The 23756-nt window shown below is 58.5% G+C and carries 19 protein-coding genes; 15 read left to right on the forward strand and 4 right to left on the reverse strand.

The features are described 5' to 3' along the window. Positions 1-958: 958 nt before the first annotated feature. Positions 959-1759 carry a plasmid replication initiator TrfA gene (gene trfA, locus C7S18_RS23680; RefSeq protein ID WP_170113488.1) on the reverse strand — a complete coding sequence of 267 codons (801 nt, stop codon included), beginning with the start codon at positions 1757-1759 and terminating at the stop codon, positions 959-961. A gap of 378 nt (positions 1760-2137) precedes the next feature. On the opposite strand from trfA, the gene C7S18_RS23685 reads away from it, so the two are divergent. From C7S18_RS23685 to C7S18_RS23740, 12 genes are all read left to right on the forward strand, one after another. Continuing rightward, entirely contained in the window at positions 2138-3151 is a 1014-nt protein-coding gene (locus tag C7S18_RS23685; protein WP_106894215.1) for a ParA family protein, read from the forward strand. 47 nt (positions 3152-3198) lie between these two features. Beyond that, positions 3199-4098, forward strand: a complete 900-nt coding sequence (locus C7S18_RS23690; RefSeq protein ID WP_276309440.1) for a ParB/RepB/Spo0J family partition protein — start codon at positions 3199-3201, stop codon at positions 4096-4098. A gap of 26 nt (positions 4099-4124) precedes the next feature. After that, on the forward strand, positions 4125-4457 hold the full coding sequence (locus tag C7S18_RS23695; RefSeq protein ID WP_146152108.1) for a hypothetical protein: 333 nt from the start codon (positions 4125-4127) through the stop codon (positions 4455-4457). 32 nt (positions 4458-4489) lie between these two features. Beyond that, the gene (locus C7S18_RS23700; protein ID WP_146152109.1) at positions 4490-5047 is read left to right on the forward strand and encodes a hypothetical protein; all 558 of its coding nucleotides are present in this window, start codon (positions 4490-4492) and stop codon (positions 5045-5047) included. Next, a complete protein-coding gene (locus tag C7S18_RS23705) occupies positions 5044-5634 on the forward strand; it encodes a hypothetical protein (protein ID WP_106894219.1) in 591 nt (196 codons plus the stop codon). The genes C7S18_RS23700 and C7S18_RS23705 overlap by 4 nt, the downstream gene beginning before the upstream one ends. Positions 5635-5707: 73 nt before the next feature. After that, positions 5708-6655 (forward strand): conjugal transfer protein TraF, encoded by a 948-nt coding sequence (locus tag C7S18_RS23710; RefSeq protein ID WP_106894220.1) that lies wholly within the window; start codon positions 5708-5710, stop codon positions 6653-6655. Beyond that, positions 6652-8091 carry a conjugal transfer protein TraH gene (locus C7S18_RS23715; RefSeq protein ID WP_106894221.1) on the forward strand — a complete coding sequence of 480 codons (1440 nt, stop codon included), beginning with the start codon at positions 6652-6654 and terminating at the stop codon, positions 8089-8091. The genes C7S18_RS23710 and C7S18_RS23715 overlap by 4 nt, the downstream gene beginning before the upstream one ends. A gap of 2 nt (positions 8092-8093) precedes the next feature. After that, positions 8094-11471: a conjugal transfer protein TraG N-terminal domain-containing protein gene (locus C7S18_RS23720; RefSeq protein ID WP_106894222.1), complete on the forward strand. Its 3378-nt coding sequence runs from the start codon at positions 8094-8096 to the stop codon at positions 11469-11471. A 97-nt stretch (positions 11472-11568) separates the two neighbouring features. Then, on the forward strand, positions 11569-12351 hold the full coding sequence (locus tag C7S18_RS23725; protein ID WP_106894223.1) for a hypothetical protein: 783 nt from the start codon (positions 11569-11571) through the stop codon (positions 12349-12351). A gap of 140 nt (positions 12352-12491) precedes the next feature. Continuing rightward, positions 12492-13424 carry a hypothetical protein gene (locus C7S18_RS23730; RefSeq protein ID WP_146152110.1) on the forward strand — a complete coding sequence of 311 codons (933 nt, stop codon included), beginning with the start codon at positions 12492-12494 and terminating at the stop codon, positions 13422-13424. A gap of 93 nt (positions 13425-13517) precedes the next feature. Beyond that, entirely contained in the window at positions 13518-14684 is a 1167-nt protein-coding gene (locus C7S18_RS23735) for a hypothetical protein (protein ID WP_106894225.1), read from the forward strand. Between the two features lie 14 nt (positions 14685-14698). Continuing rightward, a complete protein-coding gene (locus C7S18_RS23740) occupies positions 14699-15778 on the forward strand; it encodes a hypothetical protein (protein ID WP_106894226.1) in 1080 nt (359 codons plus the stop codon). Between the two features lie 33 nt (positions 15779-15811). Here the strand turns inward: C7S18_RS23740 and C7S18_RS23745 are convergent, their stop codons facing one another. Next, positions 15812-17236, reverse strand: coding sequence for an RNA-guided endonuclease InsQ/TnpB family protein (locus C7S18_RS23745; RefSeq protein WP_106894227.1), 1425 nt, complete (start codon positions 17234-17236; stop codon positions 15812-15814). Positions 17237-17898: 662 nt separating this feature from the next. Between C7S18_RS23745 and C7S18_RS23750 the strand changes: the two genes are divergently transcribed. The 3 genes from C7S18_RS23750 to C7S18_RS23760 all read left to right on the forward strand — a co-directional run bounded on the left by C7S18_RS23750 (position 17899) and on the right by C7S18_RS23760 (position 20547). Continuing rightward, positions 17899-18756, forward strand: coding sequence for an ATP-binding protein (locus C7S18_RS23750; protein WP_146152111.1), 858 nt, complete (start codon positions 17899-17901; stop codon positions 18754-18756). A gap of 200 nt (positions 18757-18956) precedes the next feature. Continuing rightward, positions 18957-19289, forward strand: coding sequence for a hypothetical protein (locus tag C7S18_RS23755; protein ID WP_106894229.1), 333 nt, complete (start codon positions 18957-18959; stop codon positions 19287-19289). A gap of 181 nt (positions 19290-19470) precedes the next feature. Then, the gene (locus C7S18_RS23760) at positions 19471-20547 is read left to right on the forward strand and encodes a hypothetical protein (protein ID WP_146152112.1); all 1077 of its coding nucleotides are present in this window, start codon (positions 19471-19473) and stop codon (positions 20545-20547) included. A gap of 138 nt (positions 20548-20685) precedes the next feature. Here C7S18_RS23760 and C7S18_RS23765 read toward each other — a convergent pair whose 3' ends face one another. Together C7S18_RS23765 and C7S18_RS23770 are read right to left on the reverse strand one after the other, a co-directional pair. Then, positions 20686-22416, reverse strand: a complete 1731-nt coding sequence (locus C7S18_RS23765) for an AcrVA2 family anti-CRISPR protein (protein ID WP_170113491.1) — start codon at positions 22414-22416, stop codon at positions 20686-20688. Positions 22417-22525: 109 nt separating this feature from the next. Then, the gene (locus C7S18_RS23770) at positions 22526-22927 is read right to left on the reverse strand and encodes a helix-turn-helix domain-containing protein (RefSeq protein ID WP_106894232.1); all 402 of its coding nucleotides are present in this window, start codon (positions 22925-22927) and stop codon (positions 22526-22528) included. Between the last annotated feature and the right edge of the window lie 829 nt (positions 22928-23756).

Below are 23756 nucleotides of genomic sequence, written 5' to 3' on the forward strand. Positions count from 1 at the left end.
TTTGAACTTCATCCTGTCTGCGGATGGCAAGTGCGTACTTGAGAGTATTTGGTTGGGTCGAATACCTTTCCGAATTTGAGCGGTCAGTGACAGCGTCCGGCAGGTCTAGCGCTGGAGCTGTATAGCTTGGGGTCCAATTACTCTGAGAGCGGTCTCGTGTGAATCGGGTGCGATCGCAGTGGCACAGATGCAGTTTCACCACGGCTCTGCGTGAGTGGTAGTGCATGCAGCACTTTGCGTTTTGCTGGACCGACTCGACTTGCGCCAGGTTGGATCCGATGGTGGCTCCTATAAGTGGCGGTTCAGCTTGTCAGTACGTACTTGCGAGTACTTCCATTTCTGAGGTCAACGACTACGCAGAGGACAGTTGTTGGGGGGCTGATCGGTAGTCTGCGATGCTATTCGTGAGTGATTGGGTACACGACACGGCACAGATGTGCTCGTTGTTCAAGTGCACGGTTAGGTACCGCGTACTATCGGGTATCGGTGCTCGGACAACCGATGGCGATGGCTGGAGAAGGGCCACAGGTTCGAGCGGTGACATCGGCGTGACCTTTGGCCGGATTGATGGCGAGTCCGGTGCCGGACTACGCAAGGTGATTACAATAGAAGTCCCGCCGCGGACTCTCCCGATGCGGATTTCACTTTGGCGGCGGCTTTGACCCAAGATCGATTTAGAAGGCCAATCTTGACGAGCTCCTCAGCGCCTTGCCGTACCAGAAGACGAAACGGAGGGGTTCAGGGGGCTTGTAATCCCATCCTTTCCTGATCGATTGCCAACGCGACTCAGCGCCGAGGTGCTCGTGGTCCAAGTGGATGGTTAGGTACTGCGTACTCACGGGTATAGCTGCTCGGGAAACTGAAGCTGCTCGCTGGAGAGTAACGGCTTCAATCGGCGACACCGGCGCAGCATGCGGCTCGACGGAGCGAGCGTCCGGTGCCGGACTCCGCAAGTTGATCAGGATAGAAGGCCGGGGGACGACTCTGCGCGTGTGACGTTTACTTTGTCGGTACCGTCAATCCAGTATCGGGTGAGAAAGCCGATCTCGACGAGCTCATCAAGAGCTTGTCGCAGCAACTGACGAAACCGGGCGATTGACGATGTTTCTGACCCCATCATTCGCCTGATGGTTTCGACCTTGATCGGATAGGGGTCACGGTGCGAGGCGAAATAGCGATGCAAGGCCTTGCCCATGGGGCCACTCAGTTTGCATCGTTGCTGCCAGTCTAGGAGGGTGTAACCCATCGAGTTCCAGAGCTCTTCAGTCCGAGCGCTGAGCGTGATCTGAATCCATTTCGCTTGGCCCAAGGCGGCGTGATGGATGAGCAGGTCAGAAATAATTGGTCCCGACTGGAGCGTGTATTCGCCTTGTTCACGCACGTCAGTGATCGTGACGTTGCCCTTCGAAAGGCGGTGAAGAGATTTGTACAGCTCCGCATAGTTCTTGGCACCGTGAGTCTTTCCGAGACGATCTAGAAAATCGCCCGCGGTGACCGTAAACGGTTCCCCCAATTTGGTACCGCGAGCCAAATGGTAGATCTGGAGGAGCACGTCTTCATCAGTGACGCGCAGTTCCTCGCCAGAGTAAGTGATCATGCGCTGTGCCGTGCCAGCGATGACTTGATCTTTGAGCTGCCGGCGAGGGGCAGCGGTGACAGAAAAGAGGGCGCTACGGACGAGTTCGTTCGGAATACCGCGGTGCCGTTCCGCCCAGATCGGCAGGTGCTGCGGTTCTCGAGCAGGCGGCGCGGACTTCATACCGCGCGAGCGCTTTCGTGTGTCCGCTATGGCCGGGGTCGTTGTTACCGGTGCCTGCAAGGCCGATGGAACCTGATCCGGCGCGGGACTCTTGGCATTCTTTCTCTCAGACAATGCGGCCAATTGGCGATTGATCTGGTCAACGCGGTCATAGTCGCCGGACGCAGCCGCCGAGCTGAGCTCAGCCATCAACGTACCCATCTGCTGATCAGATTGTCCGGCTCCGGACTGAGCGGTCATTTTGGTTCTATCACATTGAAAATAAAGGGATTCAAACGGTTGTTTTATTCAATTAATTCCAGTGGGTGCTAGCGAGTACAATACTCGCCAAGGAATTATCGTGTAGCATACTCGATAATTGAGCCAAGGTACTGAGTCATGAGCGACGAACTGTCCCCACGCAAAACCACAGGTCGCAGCATCATCCTAACAGTCGCCCAGCATAAGGGAGGCGAGGGCAAGACAACCATCACTCGAATGCTGGGAGAGTATGCAGCAAAGGCTGGATACCAGGTGCTTCTCATCGACACTGATGACCAATGCAGCTTGTCGCGCAGATTCCTGAAAATGGAAGAGAACCCGGCTGATCTTCAAGACACAATCCCACCGGTCCACCCGGACTGGACGCAAGAAGATGATGCACAGCAAGCACGAACCTCGATTGTGTCGCTTTACGATGGCACGGGAGTATGGCCTTACCCAGTCGGTCAGCGTGACAAAGAGGGCGGGACAAATCTCTGGCTGATTCCAAGCACAGGGAGTGCACTGCGCGCGTTGAAAGAGGCGCGTCGTCAAGATGAAATCAAAGAACAACTCAGGAAGTTCCTCAGACTGCCTGACGTGCAAAGTGAGTACGACCTCATCCTGATCGATACGCCTCCGAACAAAGAGAAGATCACAATGTCAGCAATTCGTGCCTCCACGCACATGCTGATCCCGACGCAGTTGCAATCGCAGTCGGTGGAGGGATTGAACGGCATGCTGCAGGCCTGGCGCGCAGAACAACGCGTACGAAGTGACGAGGACCGCATCGAGCTGATCGGTATCCTTCCAAATCGAACCCAAAGCGTCGCTCTCCAACAGGGGATCCTTGCTTCGATGCAGCAGAATGTCTCGATTGCCCCGTTCCTGATGGAGACCATGATTCCACTTCGTACAGGGATCGCAGAGGCGGATCATCCTCGCGCCGATCCCCAAAGCGTCTTCAACCTCCCCGAAACCAGTGAGGTGCGGCTGGTTTGCGAAAGCGCTTGCGCCAAGGTGTTTCAGCGAATCGGACTGCCGGTCCCAGACTTCAATCGCACTGAGCCATCACCCGATAGTACGAAGCAGAACAAATCTCGTGCTCCAGCAAAGAAAGTGAGCGCCACAAAGAAAGGTAAGTCAAAATGAGCGGAAAGGCAAAGAGGTTTGGGGCGCCGACCGATCACCAGAACCAGATGAGCAGACTGCTAACGGATTCCTCGCTCGATGACGTTGGCACGACAGAGTCCATCGCAATCGAGTTGATTGATCGAGACCCCGAGCAGCCACGCACGTTTGCTGTCACCGCCGAGCAGCTGCGAAATCGGATACCTCCGACAGACCCAGACGCATTGGCGCAGTATGAAGACCTCGTGGACTTCGCTGCAAACATCGAAGAAATGGGGCTCATCCAGCCGATCGGACTCTACAGGCATGGCGACAGATTCCGCCTATCCTGGGGCGAACGTCGCTTGCTGGCCCACATCTACCTCGGCAAACCAAGTATCCGTGCGAACATCTCCCGGACAGCACCAACGAGGCGCCTTTATAAGCAGATCGCCGAAAACCTGGGGCGCAAAGACCTGTCACTGAAGGAAAAGGTATCCGCGCTTGCAAGAGCCATGGAACAGGAACCTGTGAAGGACGCCGCGGAACTAGCCCGCTGCTGCGGGTTAGAACGCTCGCAGACGTTTGAATATTGGGCGATCCTACGAGACAAGCAAGTCACCGATCTCGTCTTGGCGGGCAAGGTCACAAGCGTCGAACTCGCTGCGCGCGCAACACGCGAGAAAGATCCGCTCGCGCGAGCCGCGATGCTTGGACTGGAAGCAAATCCAGAGGTTGAACCGAACCCACCTCTGCCGCCTCGCAAAATCGAAAGACGCGGTCGACCCGCTTCTTCAATCAAACTCGAAATCAAAGGCGGCAATGCCTCGGCCGTGGCACGCGAGCTTTGCCACCGCCTGATTGGCAAAGATGTATTCGAAAAGCAATTCGCCGGTGTGAGCTTTGACGATCTGAGCGCGCTAAACGATGTTGTACGCCAAGTGCTCAACCAGTTCGCAGCAAAGCTAGCGAAGGGCAGCAAGCCATGAGTGAGTCGCGACGGACGCAAGTTCGCTTGTCCGAAGAGCTAAGAGACAAGCTAGACGAGTCGCTGAAGCGCGATGGCGTCAGTCCGAGGAAGGCGTCGGAATGGCTCTGCGCACAAATCCGAGATTTGCTGGCAACAGACGAGGCATTGGTGACCGTCGGAATCGGCGAGGCAAACATGACATTCCCGATCGCCCGCAACCTCACTATTGACGAAGAGACAGAAGTCCTACTGGACAAAGGACTCCGGATTCTTCAGGGCCAGGATCCACGCTTCGTTGGTGCCACAAGTGCTATTGTCAGGGCGGCCATCAAACGTGCCGCAGCACGAAATAGCAGTGGCGGAGCTAAACAGGGCTGATTCGAATGACAGTTGCGCGTTGGATTCGCGATGTGCACAGCCTCAACCGCCGCGGTTGGGAGCTGATGCGCGATGCTGCACGCGCTGACATGAAAGCCGCAGCGATTCAATATGGAGCATCGAAGATCTTGCTTCAACGGATCATGAGACTGCGAGAACAATCGATCGAGACGCTTTCGAAAGTGCCGGTCTGCCAGTTCAGGCCAGTAGAGCGAGACGAGATTCTCAGGTATCTCGAAACGAAGCGTACAATTCCACGGACGATCGGTGCACGTGGCCTGGCTTCGGAAGAACGCGAGTTTCACTTACACTACTGGCATACAATGCGAGCTCAAGCAGAACTGGATCCCATTGAGGCGGCGATGCAATTCGCGGTCCCAGTGAGAATGATGGATGCGCTTGTAGATGCATCAATTGACGAGCTAGAGACGATGATATTGGGACTGGCGCCGGACTATCATGTAGTCGATGTGCAGAGTCTAGAAGCTGTAGCAATGCTCATTGAAGCCGAGGCGAACAAGGACGAAGTTGAGCACCTGCTCCTCTGCTCTACAACAGCCACGCCGTTGCTGCGAGACCGGCAATCATGAGCCTCAGAGTGAGAACGACGAAGAATGTGCGAAGGACTGCGGCCCTTCACTCGGATACGGACATTCTTGAGTACACTGGCATCATGATCGCGGCCGGAGTAAGTGCCTCGTATATCATTGAAATGACGGGGCTGAGTAAGCACACCGTTGACTCCCTGATTGACAGGGATCGTGGCGCGCGTACGCCCGGGCGACGGAAAGGCGCCCTGACCGTTTTTCAGGACGATGCAAAGCTCAGACTCTATGTCTCCGTTTTCCTGCACGCCTATAGACTTGCGAACCAGACCGAGTCATGGAGCGACCCCGGCGCGTTCGTAAGGGCGCTTCGGGCACTAGATGCGAGGGCACCAGGCCACGAGGTTGAGCCTGACCTACTGTGCTTCGCGCTGAAGCAGATCGAGAAGGGCGATTTCGATCTGGCGCGATGCCCTGCATGTGCCACCCACTTCCTAAAAATCCAGCCGAAAGTAGGCGTGAAGAGAACCTTGGAAGGTGATTGCTTTGTCTGCACTTATCGGTTCAAAGCACTAGGTCGGTCCTCGTCCATCGCAGGGAAAGAGCTTCTGGCATTGGCGAAGCAGGGCTAGACTCAGAGGAAACCGCGAAAAAACGCGGGGTTTTCGCGGGAGAAGTGGGCCGAAGTACACCTAGGCTGGCGACATGCGCGCCGTCCACGTCATCATTTTCAGTATTGCAGTGCTCTGCCTTTCAGCGGTTGGGCACGCACGCGAACCTCTTCATGAGCGTGGGTGGTTCTACTATGAACCAATTCCGGAGCCTGAACAGAAGCCAAAGCACGAGCCACCGCCAAAAACACCGGCGGAAGCGGACAGCGAGCCGGTCGCGCCGCTGAGCAGCGCTTGGCTCCGCGAAAACCTGCCGAAGTACCTTGATAGGGCAGTCGACAACCCCACGCTGGAGAACGTCCGGCGATATCGGTATCTGGAACGGCTCGCAATGGACCGAAGCTCGGCCTACAGCGATACGAGCGCTCGCCTCACGATGCTGGACCCGGTGCTTGATGAACAGTCAGTCAGTCCGCTCACAGCACTAGCCAAAGCCACTCGGACCAGAGAGCTAGCAGCCGAACGCGGGGCAGTGTTAGGAAGAATCAAAGCGGAGGCGGGGGTCTGGTTCTTCTTCAGATCCGATTGCCCCTACTGCCATGCCCAGGTCGCTGCCTTGAAAGCCCTGCAGAGCACTCACGGATTCAGCGTACTGCCAATCTCGATAGATCACCAGCCGCTTCGAAACGGTGGATACCCGAACTTCGTCAAGGACACCGGTCAGGCGGTGAGGCTGGGCGTGCAAGTTACGCCAAGTCTGTACCTGGTCAACCGAGACGGAAGAGTCCTGCCACTGGCATCGGGACTCCAAACAATGGATCAGATCGAGTACCGCATCATCGAGCTCGGAGCAGAACTTGGCTGGGTGACTAGGGAAGAACTCGAAAAGCTAGCTCCACTCCAGAACACGATCTTGGACGACGTCGCGAACGAGATCGGGAACAACGCTGACCCAGACAGCATGATTGACGAACTAATTGCTCGGGGGGGGCTGCGTCTCGGCCAAGGCACTCCCGTCACCAACGGAGGTACAGATCCATGATCAGAACTATCCTCATCACCGTGCTATGGGCTGTGGCGCAGATGGCGTCAGCCCAAGGCATGGACACTCAGCTGGAGACCACGTTCCAATCGATGTCGAACACGACGAATCCTCAATTCATCAACGAGGGTCGGCCGACAGTCACCATGGGATCGTTCAGCTATCGGACGCCAGTTACCCGGCCGCAGATCCTGAGCTTTGATCCACCCAGGTTCAGTGGTGGATGTGGCGGCATCGATCTGTATGGAGGGTCGTTTTCGTTCATCAGCAAGGAGGAACTGCAAGGCCTCATGCGACAGATCGCGGCGAACGCAAAGTCGTATGCCTTCAACCTCGCGCTGGGTGCAGTCTGCAACAAGTGCCTGCAAGAAATGCAGGCACTGCAAGACAAAGTCCAAAAGATCAATCAAATGATGAAATCAAGCTGCGACATCGGCCAGGCGCTCGTCAACTCGGCAGCCGACCCAGCGATCGCGCAGATGACGGGGCGCTTTCGGGAGGGTGCGCAGGCAGCGCGCCAGGGTGGCAGTGTCTCTGATCTTTGGGAGTCCATGAACCAGGGCTGGGGAAAGGAATCGACGGAGGCGGCACTGGCGCGAGAACAACCGGATGAGTTCGCCCGTATCCAGCCTGGAAACGTGATCTGGAGGCTGCTGAAAGAGCGTGGAGTCAGTTCCTGGTTCGAGCAAAGCGATGACCAGTTGGCGATAGACATTCAGTCGTTTCTCGGGACTGTGATCGTCTGCGCGCCGAGCGACGCCAGTGCGTGCATGGTCGGGGAAGTCCCGCCCGAGGACCGACCTAGTGAGGTAACGGTTCGGAAGATAGCCGCCACTCTAGATCTTGACGCGCTGGTGTTCGGATCGAGCAGCAGAGGAGGCGGCGTAGCTGAGATCACATGCGGGAATACGGAAACGTGCTTGGATGCACGCGTAGAACCGACAACGCGTCCGCGACAGGGGCTCAAGACGAAGATTCTTCGAGCACTGGTAGGCGATCCAGACACAGGTGACGTCGGGTACATAAAGCGGTACCGCTCGGCGTCAGCATCACTTAGTCCAGTCGATCAAGCACTCCGGAGCAACGCGCCAGGCCAGATGGGCGCATTGGATCGCGCCATTGACCAAGGCACCGCGCATGCCGCGATGGCAGGTGCTGACGTGATCGCAGAGCTAATCGCCCTCGAATTGGTTGACCGGTTCTTGAGCGACGTGCTGCAAACAGTGCGCCAAGGAGGCGCGCAGGTTGGATCGGCCGAAGCTACCCAAATCGGCGAGCTGTTGGAAGAAGCCGACCGGAAGCGCCGGGCTGATGGGGAGCTGATCGCACGGCGCCAGCACCAGCGCATCCTGGTCTTGCAAGGCCTAGGAGCCATGCAGCAATTGGGTGAGACGCCTGACATGCGCGCCGGCAGCGTTGCGCCGGCAGGGAACTAACCATGCTGCAGAGACTTCTATCCGATGACAACGTCTGGACAATCTACTCGATCGGCGCCCCGAACTTCATGTACAAGGTGTTCAACGCCATCGCTATGCTGGGGGAGGGCGGTGTTCTGGCCCGCATGGGCCAAATCGGGTTCCTTGTCGGGCTCTTTGTGTTGGTCTACAGAATCGCGACCGCCGCTGGAAGCCTGAGCGACCTCAAGCAGTCAATGATCGCAGGCGTGATCTTCGCCGCAATGTTCGGGACGACAACGACGGTCAAGATCGTCGGAATGGTCCCGACGCCAGGTGGAGTATCCGGAGGCGACGTGCGCGTGGTCGACAATGTGCCGTGGGGCATCGCCGCAATCGGTGGCGTGATAAGCGGCACCGGTGTGTACATCACGCGTCGAATGGAAACAGCCTTTAGAGATCCAAATGCGATTCCTGTAACCCAAGGCGGATTCGGTCGGACAGCCGAAATACTCGCGTCGGTAAGATCGCTGTCCCTGAGTTCCATACCAAACACGCTTCCCGTGTACGACTACTACCGGCGATCAATGCTGGCGTATCTGCGCGACTGCGCAATGCGCGCTCGGCAGTTCGAGATCCTGAGCGACAACACGCTTGAAAACGCGCCCGATCCGCTATCGGCCATCCGGTGGGATAACGAGGTCCAGGAAACACGGAGCTGGCTCGAATCAATGAGCGGTGAGTCAGTGGCGATGTCGTGCCCGGATGCTCACGCCTTGCTGGTATCGAAGCAAGCCGACATGGCCTCGGGGCTTGACCCGGCTTACAGAGCCCGCTTTGGCGCAGGCTCGCAGGAATCGATCGGACGGGCACTTGCGTCGGTGGCCAATCGTGGCGCCAAGGACGCACAGACCTACATGGCAGCCAGCATGATCAATTCACTCTGGTTGGAGGCGGCCTCTGGAAGCTCGTTCGGGTCAATGGGCAACCAAAACACGCTGATGATTCAGGCGGCCTTGGAGCAACGGCGAACACAGTGGGCTGCAGAAGAAACCGTTTTCCTGAAGACGATGAGGCCGATGATTGGCTACTTCGAGTCCTTCTTCTATGCGCTCAGCCCCTTCGTCGCGTTTCTGATTGGCCTGGGCGCCATGGGGCTCAGAATGATCGTCAAGTACGTCTCGCTCACGCTCGCTGTCGCCCTGTGGATGCCTGTACTGGCTATCACGAACCTATACCAGGTCACGACGCTCCAGGACTTCTTTGCGCTGCAAGAGCGAATGGCGTCAGATGCTGGGTCTGGGATTTGGAGCCTGTCGAATTCAGCAACGATTCTGGACCAAGCGACTGAGGCTGTGGCATTGGCGTCTATGATTGCTGCAGCAACGCCGATGCTGACCCTCACACTGCTCTTTGGCGGCGCTGTTGCAGCGACCAGTCTGTTCAGCCGCCTGCAGGGACAGGACCACATCAACGAGAAGATCGCGACGCCCGATCCCGTCTCGGCGCCGCCGACTTTCCAGGCAGCCTCGCAGTTCACGGGAAGCCCCACAAAAGGTGCGATCGAGACCGGCTCAGAGCAAACGGACTTGACAACCAATGTCGGGCAGGTGCTGGCTGCTGCCACCAAGTCGGCGCAAACACAAGCGCAACAGTCCGCGGCAAGTGCCAATACAAAACTGGCCTCGACGCTGGCTGCGAGCAAGGAGCGGTCCGAGGTATTCAGCGAGGCCCTCAAGAACCAATTCTCAGACAGCCAGGCGATGTCAGAGAATCAAGCGCTGCAGACGCTCTTGAACAAGGGATACAGCGTCAACGATGTGATGCAATACCTGTCATCGAATAGCACTTCTGAAGCATTGAGCGAGTCAGTATCCGGGAACCTCGGGGTGTCAACGAAGCTCCTGTCGACCATTGTCGGCAAGGTCGCGAACCAGGTTCTCGACAGCGAGTCGAAAGCGACGCCTCAAAAGCAGCCGGACGGCAGCGTCGACACGAAGTCGAGTAGTACCTCGAAAGGCAAAGCCGGCGATCTCGTCAAGGCGCTGGGCAAGTCACTGAGTGCAGGCCTGGAAGTCGGCGTGTCCGCCCGAGGCGAGGAGCAAGCAGCCACAAGCGGCAGCAATTCGTCTGGTCTGACGGATACGAAGGGCATGTCGACGGCCGACTCACGCCTGATGCAGCTGGCGCGGCAGGAGGCCATTGAGAGTGCCTGGGACACCTCCCAACAGGACATGGCGAGACTTGGTGTGAGCGCCTCGGACTCGCGCGAGATTAGCCGTGGGCTCAGTGAATCGGTCAGCCGGGGCCGAAGCTACGAACAGTCAGCGACGCTGACAGAACAAACCGGGACGACGCAGAGCGTCCCCTGGCTCAACTGGTCCAAATCGGTTGCAGACGATTCTTCGGGATTCCTATCCGAGCTCCGGTCGCAGGCTTCCGAGCTCGGAGGGGAGGGCGCGCTACAAGCGAACCTGGCGCATGTCCGACAGAATTCGGGGATTACCGACGACCGGCAAGCCATGGCGTATGCCAGTCTCATGACCCTCGAAGGAACGGGACCCGGGGCAGCGGTCACCGAGAATCTACCCGGACTCGCTGGCAGGGAGACCGAACGGTTGCAGGCCCTGGCCGGCGCGTTCGCGCGCTACTACGCGATGAGTGGGCCTACGGATCGCGGCGCAGCCAGCGTGAATGACGGGGTCGGGCAATCGGCGCCTGAGGCTGGAGCGGTGATGGCCGCGACGAGGGGGGCAGGGGCGGGAAGCCCCAGCTCGAAGTCCGAGGTCACGCGCGAGATCGATGGTGTCCAGGAAGCGGTCGGGCGCGGCACAGAGGCGGTCGCGATCAATCGCTCTGCGCAAGAGCACAACTATAGCGCCCGCACGGCGGAGCACCGATCGGAGTTCAACAGCGACGCAGCGGCTGCCAGAAACGAAGATGCTTCGGACGTCGCCAAGCTGATCGACGCATCTGGAATCGATGGTGCCTTGGCTTACAAGGATGAGGGTGTTGCGACCATCGCGCAGTTCAGCCTCATGCCCGGCGCACCATCGGGTCTCCAAGACTGGATGAGCCTGCTGGGATCTGAACGCGGGCGCGAACTTGAGTCGTTCAAGGACGAAGCGCGGGAGCTTGGCTTGCCAGACGAGGAACGCGACGTCTACGCTGCCGCGCGCTACATGCAAGCGAACTCGTTCGACTTGGCGCCATTCACGGATTCGGGGCGCGCACCGATCTACGAGAAGATCGATGAGCCGGGGCCAATGAAGTCGGCCATCGATGCGGTGACAGCGTACGTGAAGGAGCACCCTGAATCTGAGACCTCCAAGCTGATCCACGCAGCAACCGAGGAGGCGCTGACGCGCGGGGGCAAGTCAATACTCATTTCAGGATCGGGAGGCAGGTTCAACGACAACTGATTACTCGCTGCTCTGCAGCGCCGTTCGCGCACGGTCTTGCGCTCACTTAGTAACCCGGTTGGGACTCCCAACTGGGGTCCTCCGGATTGGAGGATCCATGTTGCAGTACATGTTGGGTTGGATTGGCGTGTTGGTTGGTCTTGTTCTCGTTGCTGCGCTCTACCGAGAGATTTTCGGAGGCAGGGAGATCAAGAAATTCTATGCAGAGACGGCAGCAGAGGTCGACCGAAGACTCGCTTCGGCCGAGGCGTCGGCTCATCAACATCGGATGAACAAATTGAAAGAAGCCGAGGACGCTCTTCGCCACAAGGAAGTGTTGGTGTCGGAAAGTTCTGCGAAGCTGGACTCGGTGAAAGCACGGCTGGATCTGGAGGCGACGCGTACGGACTTGAAGGTGCTCCGCCGCGAACAGGTGGTCGGCGAGAAGGAAGCGAAGCTCCAGATCGGGGCAGCGCAGCTGAAGTTGGAGAAATCGGCCGCTGACGAAGCGATGAAGTCGCGGGAGCGGGTGCTGACTGAGCGCCAGGAACAGGCCACAACGGTCCGCAAGGAGCTGGCCATTCAGTTGGGCACAATCCAGGCCCGGGAGAAGGCAATCGGCGCACTGCACAGGGCAGTCAACGATCACCTGGACACTGGGCTCAAAGTGGCGCTGTACCAACAGCAGCACTTGATCGACGCTGATCAGCAAGAGGAGACCGCGCGGGTCAATGAGGACGTGACAGGAGTGCGTTTCGATCCGCAGGACGAAGAAGAGCCGGCTGAAGAGAACCAGCAGCCTGATGAATCGGCTCCAGCTGATTCGAGTCCGATGGAAGTGTCTTCAGAAGAGGAGGGAGACGTCTTGGCCAGTTTGGCTGGTGACGACGATTTGGACTGACAATTGGAGCGCGTGTTGCCCGTGGAACACTCAGATCATCGAGTGTTCCACGGGCTTTTGCGTTTATGGGCATGTGGAATTGTTTGAATTTGCGTCCCACGAGAATTCTGGTACTGCTGGATGCACAACCGGAAAACGCAATGCCCACCTACTCAAAATCCTATTCTGCCTGGCTTGCTCGGCAGACCGCCAAGGCGAGAACCAAGTACGCTGACCTTGACCAACGCGTCGAGAACGATGCTCTCGCGCTGGTCTTCTGTATGGAGAACAACTTTGTCCCGACAGCACGCTCGAAATTCCGCAGCGAAGTTCGGATTCGGTATTTCCGATGGCGCTTCTTCCGAAGTCTCGCCGACATGATCGGTGCCTTTTCGATCCCGTTTGGTGCGCGGACGCCTTATCAAATTCGACTTGTGCATTTACTGACATTGGAGCGGAATGGAAAATCGAAACCTCGAGTCATGTCCGATGACCCCTTCATGTCATTTCAACTTATTGCAGAGGCTTTGACGGCCTCGGTGAAGCAGGACGCAGACTTGGAATACCGCGAATATGCGCTCCGGATTCTGTCGAAGCGTCCATTTGTGATGACCCGTGCCGAACTCGATGAGAACCAGGCCCGAATCTCGCAGGAGAACGAATTTTGGGGAAAGGCCAATACGTTGCGGAACATCAAACACGACGAGCACGGGTGCATTCGTCCTGAACGGACAAGTTATGACGACCTTCCTGAGTCAGGCTCTCCTTTCGAAACCGACAGCGACACAGGGGAGGGTAGTTGGGGTGTTGAGAGTTCAGAATACGTGGGCGACGATGATCGAATGGAGTCTGAAGAGCCGATCAACGGGACCGAGTCCTATGCGGGAACAAACAGCTTCGACGATGATTCGACGGAGCCATACTCTCCCAGCGCCGATCCTTGGCGGTCCAACACCACCGATGGGCCCAGTTCATGCGAGTTCGGCTTAGGTGATTGCCACGATCGCCCATGGATCGAGGGCATGCTTCCGGCCTATGCTGAAGTTGGGCCCGGGGTCTCAGGCGATAGCTCCGGTAACTGGAGCGAAGCCTGAAACCCTGCGCAAAGCACGGAAAAATGCCCGCTTTTTCCGGGTACGCACACAATCCGGAGCAATACAGTAAAATCCCGAACTTGGATCCCTGCTATGAACGCCCAGAAAGGTTTCTCACTCGTCGCTTTCGCCTTGCTGCTCGGACTGGTCACGATCGCCGGCGTCGCCGGTGTGCAGTTGCAGTTGCGAGAGAGCAGAGCCAAATTGGCTCAATCTTGGATCGACGCACAAGCCCGGGAGCTCGAACAGATCGCTGTCGCCGTTCGTACCTGGACGTCGGCTCCGACCAATGTCGCCTCCTGGCCCAACGACACGCGCGTGGGCATCGCCTGTACCTCGCTGACATCGGCTGGCCTCCTTCCGGCCTCCTTTGGGCGGGATACGGTGCCATGCAAAGGCCCGTTCGGGACCACGTACACGATGATTGGCATCAAGAATGCCGCTGATACGACTGTTCCGGTGGGGCGAGTGCGAATCGTGATCTATCAGACCGGTCAACCAGGTGCTGGCTTGCTGAAGCGAGCGGGCATCACCAATGACACGGCCGGAATGACCGGAATCGCGATGCGCACAGCGCTTGCGCTTTCGGAGCGAAAGATCCCAGCTGGCTGGGTTGTTCCGGGCAACGCAACCGCCACCGGGGTCGGGCGCGCTTGGACCAAGCCCCTGGCAAACTGGATCACGCCAGCACCAACCTACGCCGGGGCAGTCGCGCTGGTGGGCTTTCCGGATCTGGGCGGCATCCTCGATACCACGGCCAGCAGCGCCGATCGGTGCACCGCGGGCGAGATTGTCCGCGGATTCTGTTCGGGCAACCCGCTGTGCCTGAACAATGGGCAAGGGTGGGTGCCGCCCGTATGTCCATCAGGCAAGAGCAAGGTTGGTGAGTTTCCTCACTGCAAGACCAATGATGTGTTTCAGTACAATTCGGGCCTGGGCTCGTCGTTGATTCTCGGTAACGTGACCTTCGATCTCGGGCAGGGGCGAGGGGATAGTGAGTGCGCGAGTTACGCCCGTCAGTTCGGCCTTGCCGGTTCAGAGGAATACACTACGGCACGAGACGCCTGCAGAGCAGACCACTCCCGGCAATTCGAAACGACCATATACGTTGACGGTCCTCAGCCGAACAACTTTTGCGGAATTGAGATTCCGGGCTTTGCTCCGAATCCCGTGTACCCAGGCCAGCAAGTGCTCGCAACAAGCACTCAGCTTTGGGGATATCCGGCAGGAAAAGATATCGTGTGCGCGACTTGTAATTAACTGGGAATCGATAAATGAGAATTCTGTTGATGCTGGTTTTGATCATTGCTGCGTCGGAATCGCTCGCGCAGCAAACTTTGTTCCGGCAGTCCAGTCCAATCATCCCAGTACTCCCGGAAAATGGGGGGTACTTCGATCCAACAAAGCCGGGCAACGGCATCATGGTCGAAGTAGCGGACGATGGCTTTGTTTTCGGAGCGTTCTTCTACTATGACGCCCTGGGAATCGGGAAGTGGAACACCGTTCAGGGGTTCTGCGTGCCGGTATCGGAGCAGGTGCGAATGACCACGGACGTGATCTGCAAAGTTACGCCCACGGCAATGTTTGAGGCCCGCGACGGTCAATGCTGGGGCTGCCCGTGGCGGCAGAACACGAACTTCGTCAGCACGGACATGAACACGAACGTGGAAGTCGTGTTCTTCGCGCCGAATCGAGGTGAACTGCGGGCGAACGGCGCGGTGCTGCCGTTGCGCAGACTGTCCGAGGTCTACCCGGGCCAGACAGTGCGTGATCGCTTGCTTGGGCAGTGGGACCGGGTTCGATTCCGGAAGGCTCGGGACTGCACGGGATGTGCAGAGTACACGGTTGCTCAGAAGATCGGCGCTGTCGAAGTGCGGCCCATTACTGCACGAAAGAACTTTGTCAACGTGGCGCGGCCTGCTGGATTCGAGAATCCCACCATCGATTCTCTGCCCGTGTTTCCAGCGGACAACGTGCCCCAGTACGAGGTCGTTTGCATTGACAATGCCGGTGCGAACGGGGGCACTGGATCTTGCACGAACTTCACTGCCCAAACTGGCCAAGCCTCCGGATATGAGGTCTTCTACGAAGAGCAGTCGTCGGGTGCAATCCGAGAGGTTAGTTTGTGCCCGAGTCGTAGCTTGCCGGATTGTGAGATTGTCGATGGGCAGATCGGAGCTATTGTGATTCGCAATGCACTCGACTACAGGCGTGATGTCTATGTAAGCAAAGGGCGAATTGTCGTTCGCGGAACTACACAGGTGGCCGGCGAATTCGTGATCCAGGAAGAGGAGGTTTGGACCAAGCGTGATAGCACGCGGACTGTGCCGATTGCGACTGCCTGGCCGTTTTGACCGGCTGGCATCATTGGGGGTGAGATCGGAGTCTCACCCTGACCCCACAGCAACCCGATCCGTTCGGGTCTTGCGGGGTCGGCTCTGGCGCTGCCGCCTGTCGGCTTTTGCGCCTGAGCCTGCGACGGTGGGTTCACGGTTCGCCGAGGTCGACAGTCCGGCCGGCCCTGTTCTGCCGACTGCTGCCGCGGCCTCTCCCCGCGCGTCACTTTCCCCGCTCCTCGGGGTAGCCGGCGACGACGCTGCGATCAGCCGCAGCGCCTCGGTCCGGAGGTTTCTGGCCGCGTTTTCGTCGCGGTCGTGTTCGGTGCCACAGGCCGGACAGGCCCAGCGGCGTTCCTTCAGTTTCAGGGCGGCGTGAATGGCACCACACGCGCCACAGGTCTTGCTGCTCGGGTAGAACCGATTCACCGCGACCAGCGTGCGGCCGCGCCACCCGGCTTTGTAGGTGAGCTGCCGGCGCAGTTCACCGAGTGCAGCGTCGGCGACCGAGCGACGAAAGGCCTTGCGGCCCATGCCCCGGCTCATCGCCTTCACCGCCAGATCCTCGATGCCGATAACCTGCGCCTCGCGCACGACGGCAGCACTGGCCTGGTGCAGGGCGTCTCGGCGCAGATCGGCCACCTGCGCGTGCAACCGCCCAATCTGCTGCTGCGTCTTGCGACGGCGATTCGAACTGCCGAGCCGTACACCCTTGGGGCAAGGCTTCGTGGGATCGAGGCCTTGGGCACGCATCTGCGCAGCGATCTGGCGGCTCTGCTGCCGCTGGTAGCGGCGCAGTCTGGCCTGCTTGCTGGCCAGCGCCTTGGGTGCCGGAACGCGGCGAGTGCCGTGACCATCGGCGATGACGAGGAGATCCCTCAGTCCGGCATCCAGACCGACGGCATCCAATTCGGGTACATGAATTGCCGGCCGCGAAATGCCATCAGCGGTGATGGCACCGTGCCATCGCCCGGCACTGTCCCGCGACAGCGTGATACTGCGCAGCCGGCCGTTGAGCGCTTCGGTGCGGCGTAGCTTCAGACTGCCAAGGCTAGGCAGATCGACGGTCGCCCATCGGCCACCGGTGTCTCGTACCTGCTGGCGGCGCTGATCGAAGGTAAACCGCATGGATGCGCGTCCACCGCGGCGTTCGAAGCGCGGATAGGCCGCGCGCTTCGCGAAGAAGTTGGCAAACGCCCGCTCCTGATCGCGCAGCACTTGGTTGAATGGCTCCCGTGGCAAGGTCGCGAGCCAGGGACGCTCCGGGTCGCGCCGGTATTCAGTGAACTCGCGCGAAAGGGAGACCCAGTTCAGGCGCTCGCCCCGCTCGCGGTACGCGCTGGTTCGCTTGGCCAGCGACCAGTTCCACACGTGCCGCGATGCGCCAACGAGTTGCGCGAGCAAGCGCGCCTGGTCGCGAGTCGGGTAGACCCGCATGCGGTACGCGCGGGAAAGGGTGGCCAATGCTTCCGTCATGCCGGAAGCATGAACCTCATCCGTCGCACCGGGTGAGACAGGGCACCAGCAAGCCGCCGGCCGTCCGGCTTGTCCGCCTGAGTCGGCCCCGCAAGACCCGAACGGATCGGGTTGCTGTGGGGTCCGGATGAGACTCCGAAAAGGTAAAACCAATGCAGGAGTTCAGCGGGTCATTACAGAACCTCGGTTTAGGCGCTTGCTCAGACGGGAATATCGGCGGTCGCGTGTATTTTACACAATACCTGTTTCCAACGATTTAAACCCCTATATTCAAGGTAATGTAGTCACTACAAGTGTCGAGATTGGCGTCATTGTGTGGGCAATGATACCATTGAGGTGTAATTTACACTTGCCGGCGCAGGAGGAGTTTAATGATGTCTGAGCGAGCCTATTTCCCCCGCCGGGAACTCGCCGAAAGCATTGCCAAACAGTTGCTCAGCCCGAGCCTTCTTGGCGGAGCCGCACCTGGCCTCTTTCTGGCAGCCCCTCGGCGCAAAGGCAAGTCCACTTTCCTACGCCGAGACCTGAGCCCCGCTCTCGAACAGGAAGGAACTTTGGTTCTGTACGTCGACTTGTGGGCAAACCTGGACACATCGCCAGCCGAGCTGATCGCTGGCGTCATTGCGCGGGCGCTCGCCAAACACCAGAGTACTCTTGCAAAGTTGGCGAATGCCTCCGGAATCTCGAAGGTGAAGATTCAAAACGTCGAGTTCACCATCGATCGAATCGGGAAGACCGCTGGCGCCACGTTGTCTGATGCGTTACAGGAGCTACATAGCCTGGCACGCAAGCCAATCGTCTTCATCATCGATGAAGCGCAGCATGTCGTCACAGCCGACAAGAACATGACCGTAATGGCGGCACTGAAGGCCGCCCGCGACGCCCTCAACAGCACTGGTGACAACCTCTATTTAGTGATGTCAGGTTCTGACCGAGACAAACTACTTCGACTGGTTCATGGCACTGGGGCACCCTTCTTCGGCGCAACCATCCACACTTTGCCGGATTTGGGCAAGGACTATGTCGCATACGCAGCGGGCGCTGTGGTGCGCGTACATCCTGCTCTCGAGATCGACAATGCTCGCTTGGCGGCGATTTTCGACCGATACGAGCATCGTCCTGAATTCTTCGAGCAAGACATCGGGGCTGCAATATCGCCCCTGGCAGGATCGCCCGAGGGATTCATAGAACGACTGGAGCGACTGGCGACGGAACGTGAACTGGTTCGCGACGCCGTCTATGCGGCCACCTTCGATGATCTCTCATCCCTTCAGAAGGCGATCGTCGCCGAACTGGCCGTACCGCGAGCCGGTGCCCCCAGGCTATTCACCAAAGAGGCTTTGGCACGTTATTCGCAAGCTACCAAGAAGAAGATCCAAGCGGGGCAGGCGCGCAGCGCTGTTGAACAGCTCCGCGATCGTGACCCGCCTTTGATCTGGAAATCTGACCGAGGCGACTACGCTTTCGAAGATACCGGGTTCTCGCGATGGTTCCAGACTACATTTGGAAACTCACCCTAACCACGCTACGACCCTATCCGTTCGGGTCTTGCGGGGTCAGGGTGAGACTGCGAGAGCTGGAATCACCAATGACACCGCCTGAATGACCGGGATCGCGACAGCCGCAAGGCAGCAGGGCCGGAGCCGACCTTGCGAGACCCGGACAGATCAGGTCGCTGCGTGGCCAGGGTGGGGCACGGAAGTCAACCAGAGAGTAGCCCATGAAGCACGACGAGACAGTCAACATATTGAGCGAGTGGCCGGCAGAGATTTTGGACGCCTTAGTCGCAATGCTGGAGGACAGCGGGATCGTTACGGATGAGGACCGCACCGGGTTATCATCAGTGATGATCAAGGGCTGGGAGTCCCGGTGCGATGCCGTTCTTGTGGGGCGCGGGTACTCAGGTGGGCCTCTCGCAAAGATGGGAAAGTACTACCCTTGGGCAGGGGCGATCTATTGTGTCTACGACTCGACTCGAATGTCGCCGGATGATGCCCTCGAACATCTGGACCAGGCCAGCAAGAAGCACCCTGACTGGCTCGCGGAACCGTGAACGCACCGTCGCAGGCTCAGTAGCAAGGCCCCGAAGGCATCAGCGCGTAAGCCGACCCCGCAAGACCCGAACGGTTCGGGTTGCTGTGGGGTCAGGGTGAGACTCCGAGATGACGCAGACTATGCTTCTTATTAGGGGAATGAAAACGATGAGAACAGGGACTATCAATCGAGCAGAACTTGTGGAACTGGTCGAGACCTGCGCAATCCGAAGTGCCCGTGTTGTTCGGGTTCAAGAGGGCTGGGTGGCAATGGTTTACGATGGGCATCAAGAGTATGTTTTGACTGCAGCTCAGTCTCGACAACCCAAGGTGTTCAAAGGATTCGCTACGGCAATCAACCTTCTGCAGCGTATCGGCGTCGCGCGAGCGGAGGTTGATGCTGGCCATAGCGACGAACGGGATCGACACGCAATCGATCTTGCCCAATTCGCGGAGCATGATGCGTGGTTCCGCGCCGAGGTCAGGCAGGCACTTGAGGAAGCAGAAGAAGCGAATCCCAGGTGGATCAACCACACAACAGTGCGCTCAGATGGCGAACGTCGACAAGGGGAGTGGTGCGAGACGGCCTTAGGCCTGGTCGGTGAAAGGGACGGCACGATTCAAATCCAGTACATCGCTGACGCGATCATGCGCCGCGTTCAGCACTTCAAGGATGCAACGAGTGAAGATGAGTCAGGTCGTTTGACGGAACGCGCAATTAGAATCGATTTGTTCAAGTATGGAGCGGGCCCGGATGATGTGCTGAAGGTGTGCGGAAGCCTGCTACTTGACCTTGCCGAGATGTCCGCCGATCGCTCCTTGGTTCCCACTGCACTGGCGCTACAACGGATAGCAGTGGCGTACCGGGCGGAGCAAGACGAACTCGAGGAAACACGGCACCTAGTCGATGCAGAGCACTTCGCGTACGCGCAACAAGTCAGGAAGCTATGCATCGACTTCTTCTACAAATCGACGCCGCCCAACGTGCGCGTAGACATGTCTGCGCACAGGGAAGCGGTGGCGGCAGCACGCGATGCTGGTGGTGATCCAAAAATCCTCGATGCTCTGGATCGATACTTGGATGAGAAAAAAGCACTGGCCAAAATCTATCTTTCGGTTCGAGAACATTTTGGAATCAATCACTACTACGCTACAGCTGCCAGCCTCCCAACCACCAAGGAGATAGCGAGCGCCGCCGAGACGGCCCTCGCTGATGTCATGGATCGTGCTGGATCCTTTGTGCCCGTCCGAATTGCGCTAGCTCTGAAGAGAACCTGAGCTTTTCAGGTCGTTTGTCCTCTTCAGAGAACTGGGGTATGCCGTCGTGAGGGCGCGATGCCTTGGTACGCTGGGGTTCGGACATCTGCTGCACTCGGAGGGCATGGCCGTTGGATGAGACCTTCTAGGGGACCGCCATCACGAGTCTACGCGATAGATGTGTCCTGCAGGCTCGGGTGCATTGGATCCTGCGTCGCGATGCACCAGGAGCGGCATGAGCCAGATAAGTTTTCGCAGAGAACGTTGCTCACCATAGGCCTGCCTTCGCCAGTGGCCACGCCGCCAGTGTGGTCGCACGTTTCGCTCGCCCGCATCCGTGGCAGGAGAGGATGAGGCGACGTCGGCTAGGCGCTTGCCACAGAGATGAACGCGTGTATATCCCATTGACTCCAGCTGAGAGGCTGCTTTGGTTTGTTGCTTCGGGGTGCCGGAGCGGAGCTTCGCCATCAGCGCGGGTGGCGTGCCTTCTGGCCAGGCCGTTTCCACGTCATCGGGATAGGCGGTGAGATAGCACATGGCACTGGCCGCGAGGTGCATCGCTCTCGCAACAACGGGGCGTCGCGCGTGCACTTCATCCGTCTCGCGGGATGCACGTGCTTCAGTCGAAACAAAGATGTGGGCAGGAAGTTCCAGTTCATCCTTGATCTGATCGATCTCAAATTGCATTTCAGGAGCCCGCTCGCGTTCCTCGCTGAGCGAGTTCAATTTCTCGGCGGTGACAGCATCGATGGCAGTGCCCAGGTCCAATCCGGCGTGATCAGGTTCGAGCGTGATCGACACGCCTGGTTCGCCGTACCCGTGCCACAGATTTGCGTGCTCAGGAGTGGCCGGAATCGTGGTGAAACGGAATATCATCAATTTGTGCTCTGGATGGTGTTCGACGTAAACCCCATCGATGACCGCACCATCACCCAAAGCAAGATCGTGCTGTGCACCGAAGTGGAGGAAGACGATCGGATAGGGCAACCGAAGCAGATCGACGGGAATATCGCTGGCGTCGGTTTTCGTCAACATGTCGCACAGGTGCTGAGGGAACTCGAAGATCTGACGGCCGGCGTTTTGAAAGTTCACCCATGCGGTCGCAAGCGTCAGCTCGTCGTTGAGGATGCGCATGCCAGAACTGTTGTGGCGCCATGTCTCTCGTCGATCAACCTCATTGAGTCTCTCGTTATGCTCCTGAACGATGAAGCCAAAAAACGTGTTCGCCGTTGCCTCAGTCAAAAGGGTAGGTCGCGTGTGAATGCTACGGAGTTGCCGCGCGTAGTGTCGGGTCTGACGAAAGCGTTCCGGGTGGTAACGGAAGAGCGGGCAGGGCCGCCAGGTTGCAGGAAAATCATTGTCGCAGAGCGCTGCTTGGTATGGGGGCAACGATGCCAACACCAAAAACGTCGGACTGACGCCACGAAAGAAATTCCGTGCCCACGTGGTGTATGCGCCTGGAGATGATTCAAAGAGCACGCGCAACAAGACTGGGGCGTCCGGCGCCGCACCGGAGATGCTGATGCACATGACGCATGGGGGTGCCGCAAAGGCGCCCGTCTCGGCGTAGAACGATGCCAAGTCTGCAGCCGCGTCACGAAGCCAATCAACAACTTCGTTGGGAAGCTTCGCACGAACGGTATCCCTGAAGATCTGAAGTGGTGCGTCCATCGGTCGGACGCTGCCCAGATGGTGGAAGGTTTCAGGTTGCAGCAAAAGCCTCAGTACCGCACCAATGCGCTGGAGGTCTCGAGGTCGGCGATCAGCGCGACGCGCAAGGTTGGTTAGCGCCTGTTCGTCCTCACCGATCAGAGCCAACGTGTTGGCGATGAGCTGTAAGTATTTGAGCGGCTGATCGTCATTTCCACGCGAATGTTCCAACTTGGCCAAGCCGTCGATCAGATCGAACAGAACTTCATCGAGTGGTATTGCGCTACGGTCATGATTGGTCAAGATGAAGTTTCCTTCCTCTGTGATCGGATGTTGTCCGCCAGTCAGGTCATTCTGATCCGCGAATCGTCACGGCGATGCCGCGTGCCTCAAGTGCTTCGCGACAGCGGTCGATTAAGGCATTGTGGACCGCGTTGCCGCCGGGGAAATCGGGATGGACGCGGGCGAGCGCCTGGTCGTCACGATAGCGCACCAGCTCGACGGCTTGAGGCGCCCCGCGCGTAGCCGCTTGGGCGTTCACGACGCGCGTGGCTTCACGGACACGCTGTTCTACGAAGGCATCGAGCGCGAGTAGGGCTGAGATCGCGTCAGCCGGGAGGGATACATCACCAGATTCCCAGCGTCGTACGGTGCGATCGGTGACGACATTGCGCAAGCCAGGGATGCGGCCGAGGGCTTGGGCGGTCAGGCCGAGGCGCGCGCGCAGCGTCTTGAAATGCTCGGGAGTCAACGCAGCGGACCGAAGGATGGTGGGCTGGGGCCGGTCTCGGTCCAGGCGATGGTTATGCCGCGGCCTTGGTAGGCCATCACGCGACACGGGCGGGAATGCAGATCGAACCGCTTGTCAGTACGGAGGATCCTGCGCGCCTCGGAGGCGCGTTGCCCCTTAACGGCGGGGTGCGAGGGCACCTGGGCGTAGGCGCGCCGGGCTACCGAGATCCAGAGCGCAGCTTTGCGGCCAGGGCAGCAGCCGGACTCGGCGTGTCGTTTGGCGTTCGTGTCTGGAACCATGGATATCACTTTTTGTGAGCGGCGGGCCCGACACCCTGAGGATGTCCCAATATAGGACATGGGCCCGGTGTTGCCTAGTTTGGAGAGACCCTCGCAAAAGTGGATTAGCGGGTGAACTTGTGCTCATCAAAGTCTCACCCTGACCCCGCAAAACCCGATCCGTTCGGATTGCTTTGGGGTCTGGGTGAGACTCCGAGTATGCTTAGCAGGCGATAAATGAGGGTTGCTCAATTGAGGCGCGGATTGTTGACGGAAGGGTTCAATGGCAGGCATTGAATGGGGAGTCGATCTAAGCCATTTGGCGCCGGCGTGCCACGTCTATGAGCTGAAGTTGCAGGACGGGATCGTGCATCTGCCGTTTCGGGTTCGTTACTCACCCCACTGCTGGACGCGAACGAAGTCGGCGACGGACAGTGACGATCAGTTCGTTTGGCACGAGCGACGCAGTGATGGCCAAGTGGAGGCGCGAGTGATTTGCCCGATCAGGTATTCGTTCTCTGCGCAGCTGCCTGGGATTGTCGCGTCATTGCAAAATGCGTCGGTTTATC

This window comes from Ahniella affigens (assembly GCF_003015185.1).
In the GTDB taxonomy this organism is placed as follows: domain Bacteria; phylum Pseudomonadota; class Gammaproteobacteria; order Xanthomonadales; family Ahniellaceae; genus Ahniella; species Ahniella affigens.

What these genes read in the sequence shown, in the direction of transcription:
- trfA (WP_170113488.1), bottom strand. Translation starts at nt 1,759, where the DNA reads ATGAAGTCCGCGCCGCCTGCTCGAGAACCGCAGCACCTGCCGATCTGG.
- C7S18_RS23685 (WP_106894215.1), top strand. Translation starts at nt 2,138, where the DNA reads ATGAGCGACGAACTGTCCCCACGCAAAACCACAGGTCGCAGCATCATC.
- C7S18_RS23690 (WP_276309440.1), top strand. Translation starts at nt 3,199, where the DNA reads ATGAGCAGACTGCTAACGGATTCCTCGCTCGATGACGTTGGCACGACA.
- C7S18_RS23705 (WP_106894219.1), top strand. Translation starts at nt 5,044, where the DNA reads ATGAGCCTCAGAGTGAGAACGACGAAGAATGTGCGAAGGACTGCGGCC.
- C7S18_RS23710 (WP_106894220.1), top strand. Translation starts at nt 5,708, where the DNA reads ATGCGCGCCGTCCACGTCATCATTTTCAGTATTGCAGTGCTCTGCCTT.
- C7S18_RS23715 (WP_106894221.1), top strand. Translation starts at nt 6,652, where the DNA reads ATGATCAGAACTATCCTCATCACCGTGCTATGGGCTGTGGCGCAGATG.
- C7S18_RS23720 (WP_106894222.1), top strand. Translation starts at nt 8,094, where the DNA reads ATGCTGCAGAGACTTCTATCCGATGACAACGTCTGGACAATCTACTCG.
- C7S18_RS23725 (WP_106894223.1), top strand. Translation starts at nt 11,569, where the DNA reads ATGTTGCAGTACATGTTGGGTTGGATTGGCGTGTTGGTTGGTCTTGTT.
- C7S18_RS23730 (WP_146152110.1), top strand. Translation starts at nt 12,492, where the DNA reads ATGCCCACCTACTCAAAATCCTATTCTGCCTGGCTTGCTCGGCAGACC.
- C7S18_RS23735 (WP_106894225.1), top strand. Translation starts at nt 13,518, where the DNA reads ATGAACGCCCAGAAAGGTTTCTCACTCGTCGCTTTCGCCTTGCTGCTC.
- C7S18_RS23740 (WP_106894226.1), top strand. Translation starts at nt 14,699, where the DNA reads ATGAGAATTCTGTTGATGCTGGTTTTGATCATTGCTGCGTCGGAATCG.
- C7S18_RS23745 (WP_106894227.1), bottom strand. Translation starts at nt 17,236, where the DNA reads ATGACGGAAGCATTGGCCACCCTTTCCCGCGCGTACCGCATGCGGGTC.
- C7S18_RS23755 (WP_106894229.1), top strand. Translation starts at nt 18,957, where the DNA reads ATGAAGCACGACGAGACAGTCAACATATTGAGCGAGTGGCCGGCAGAG.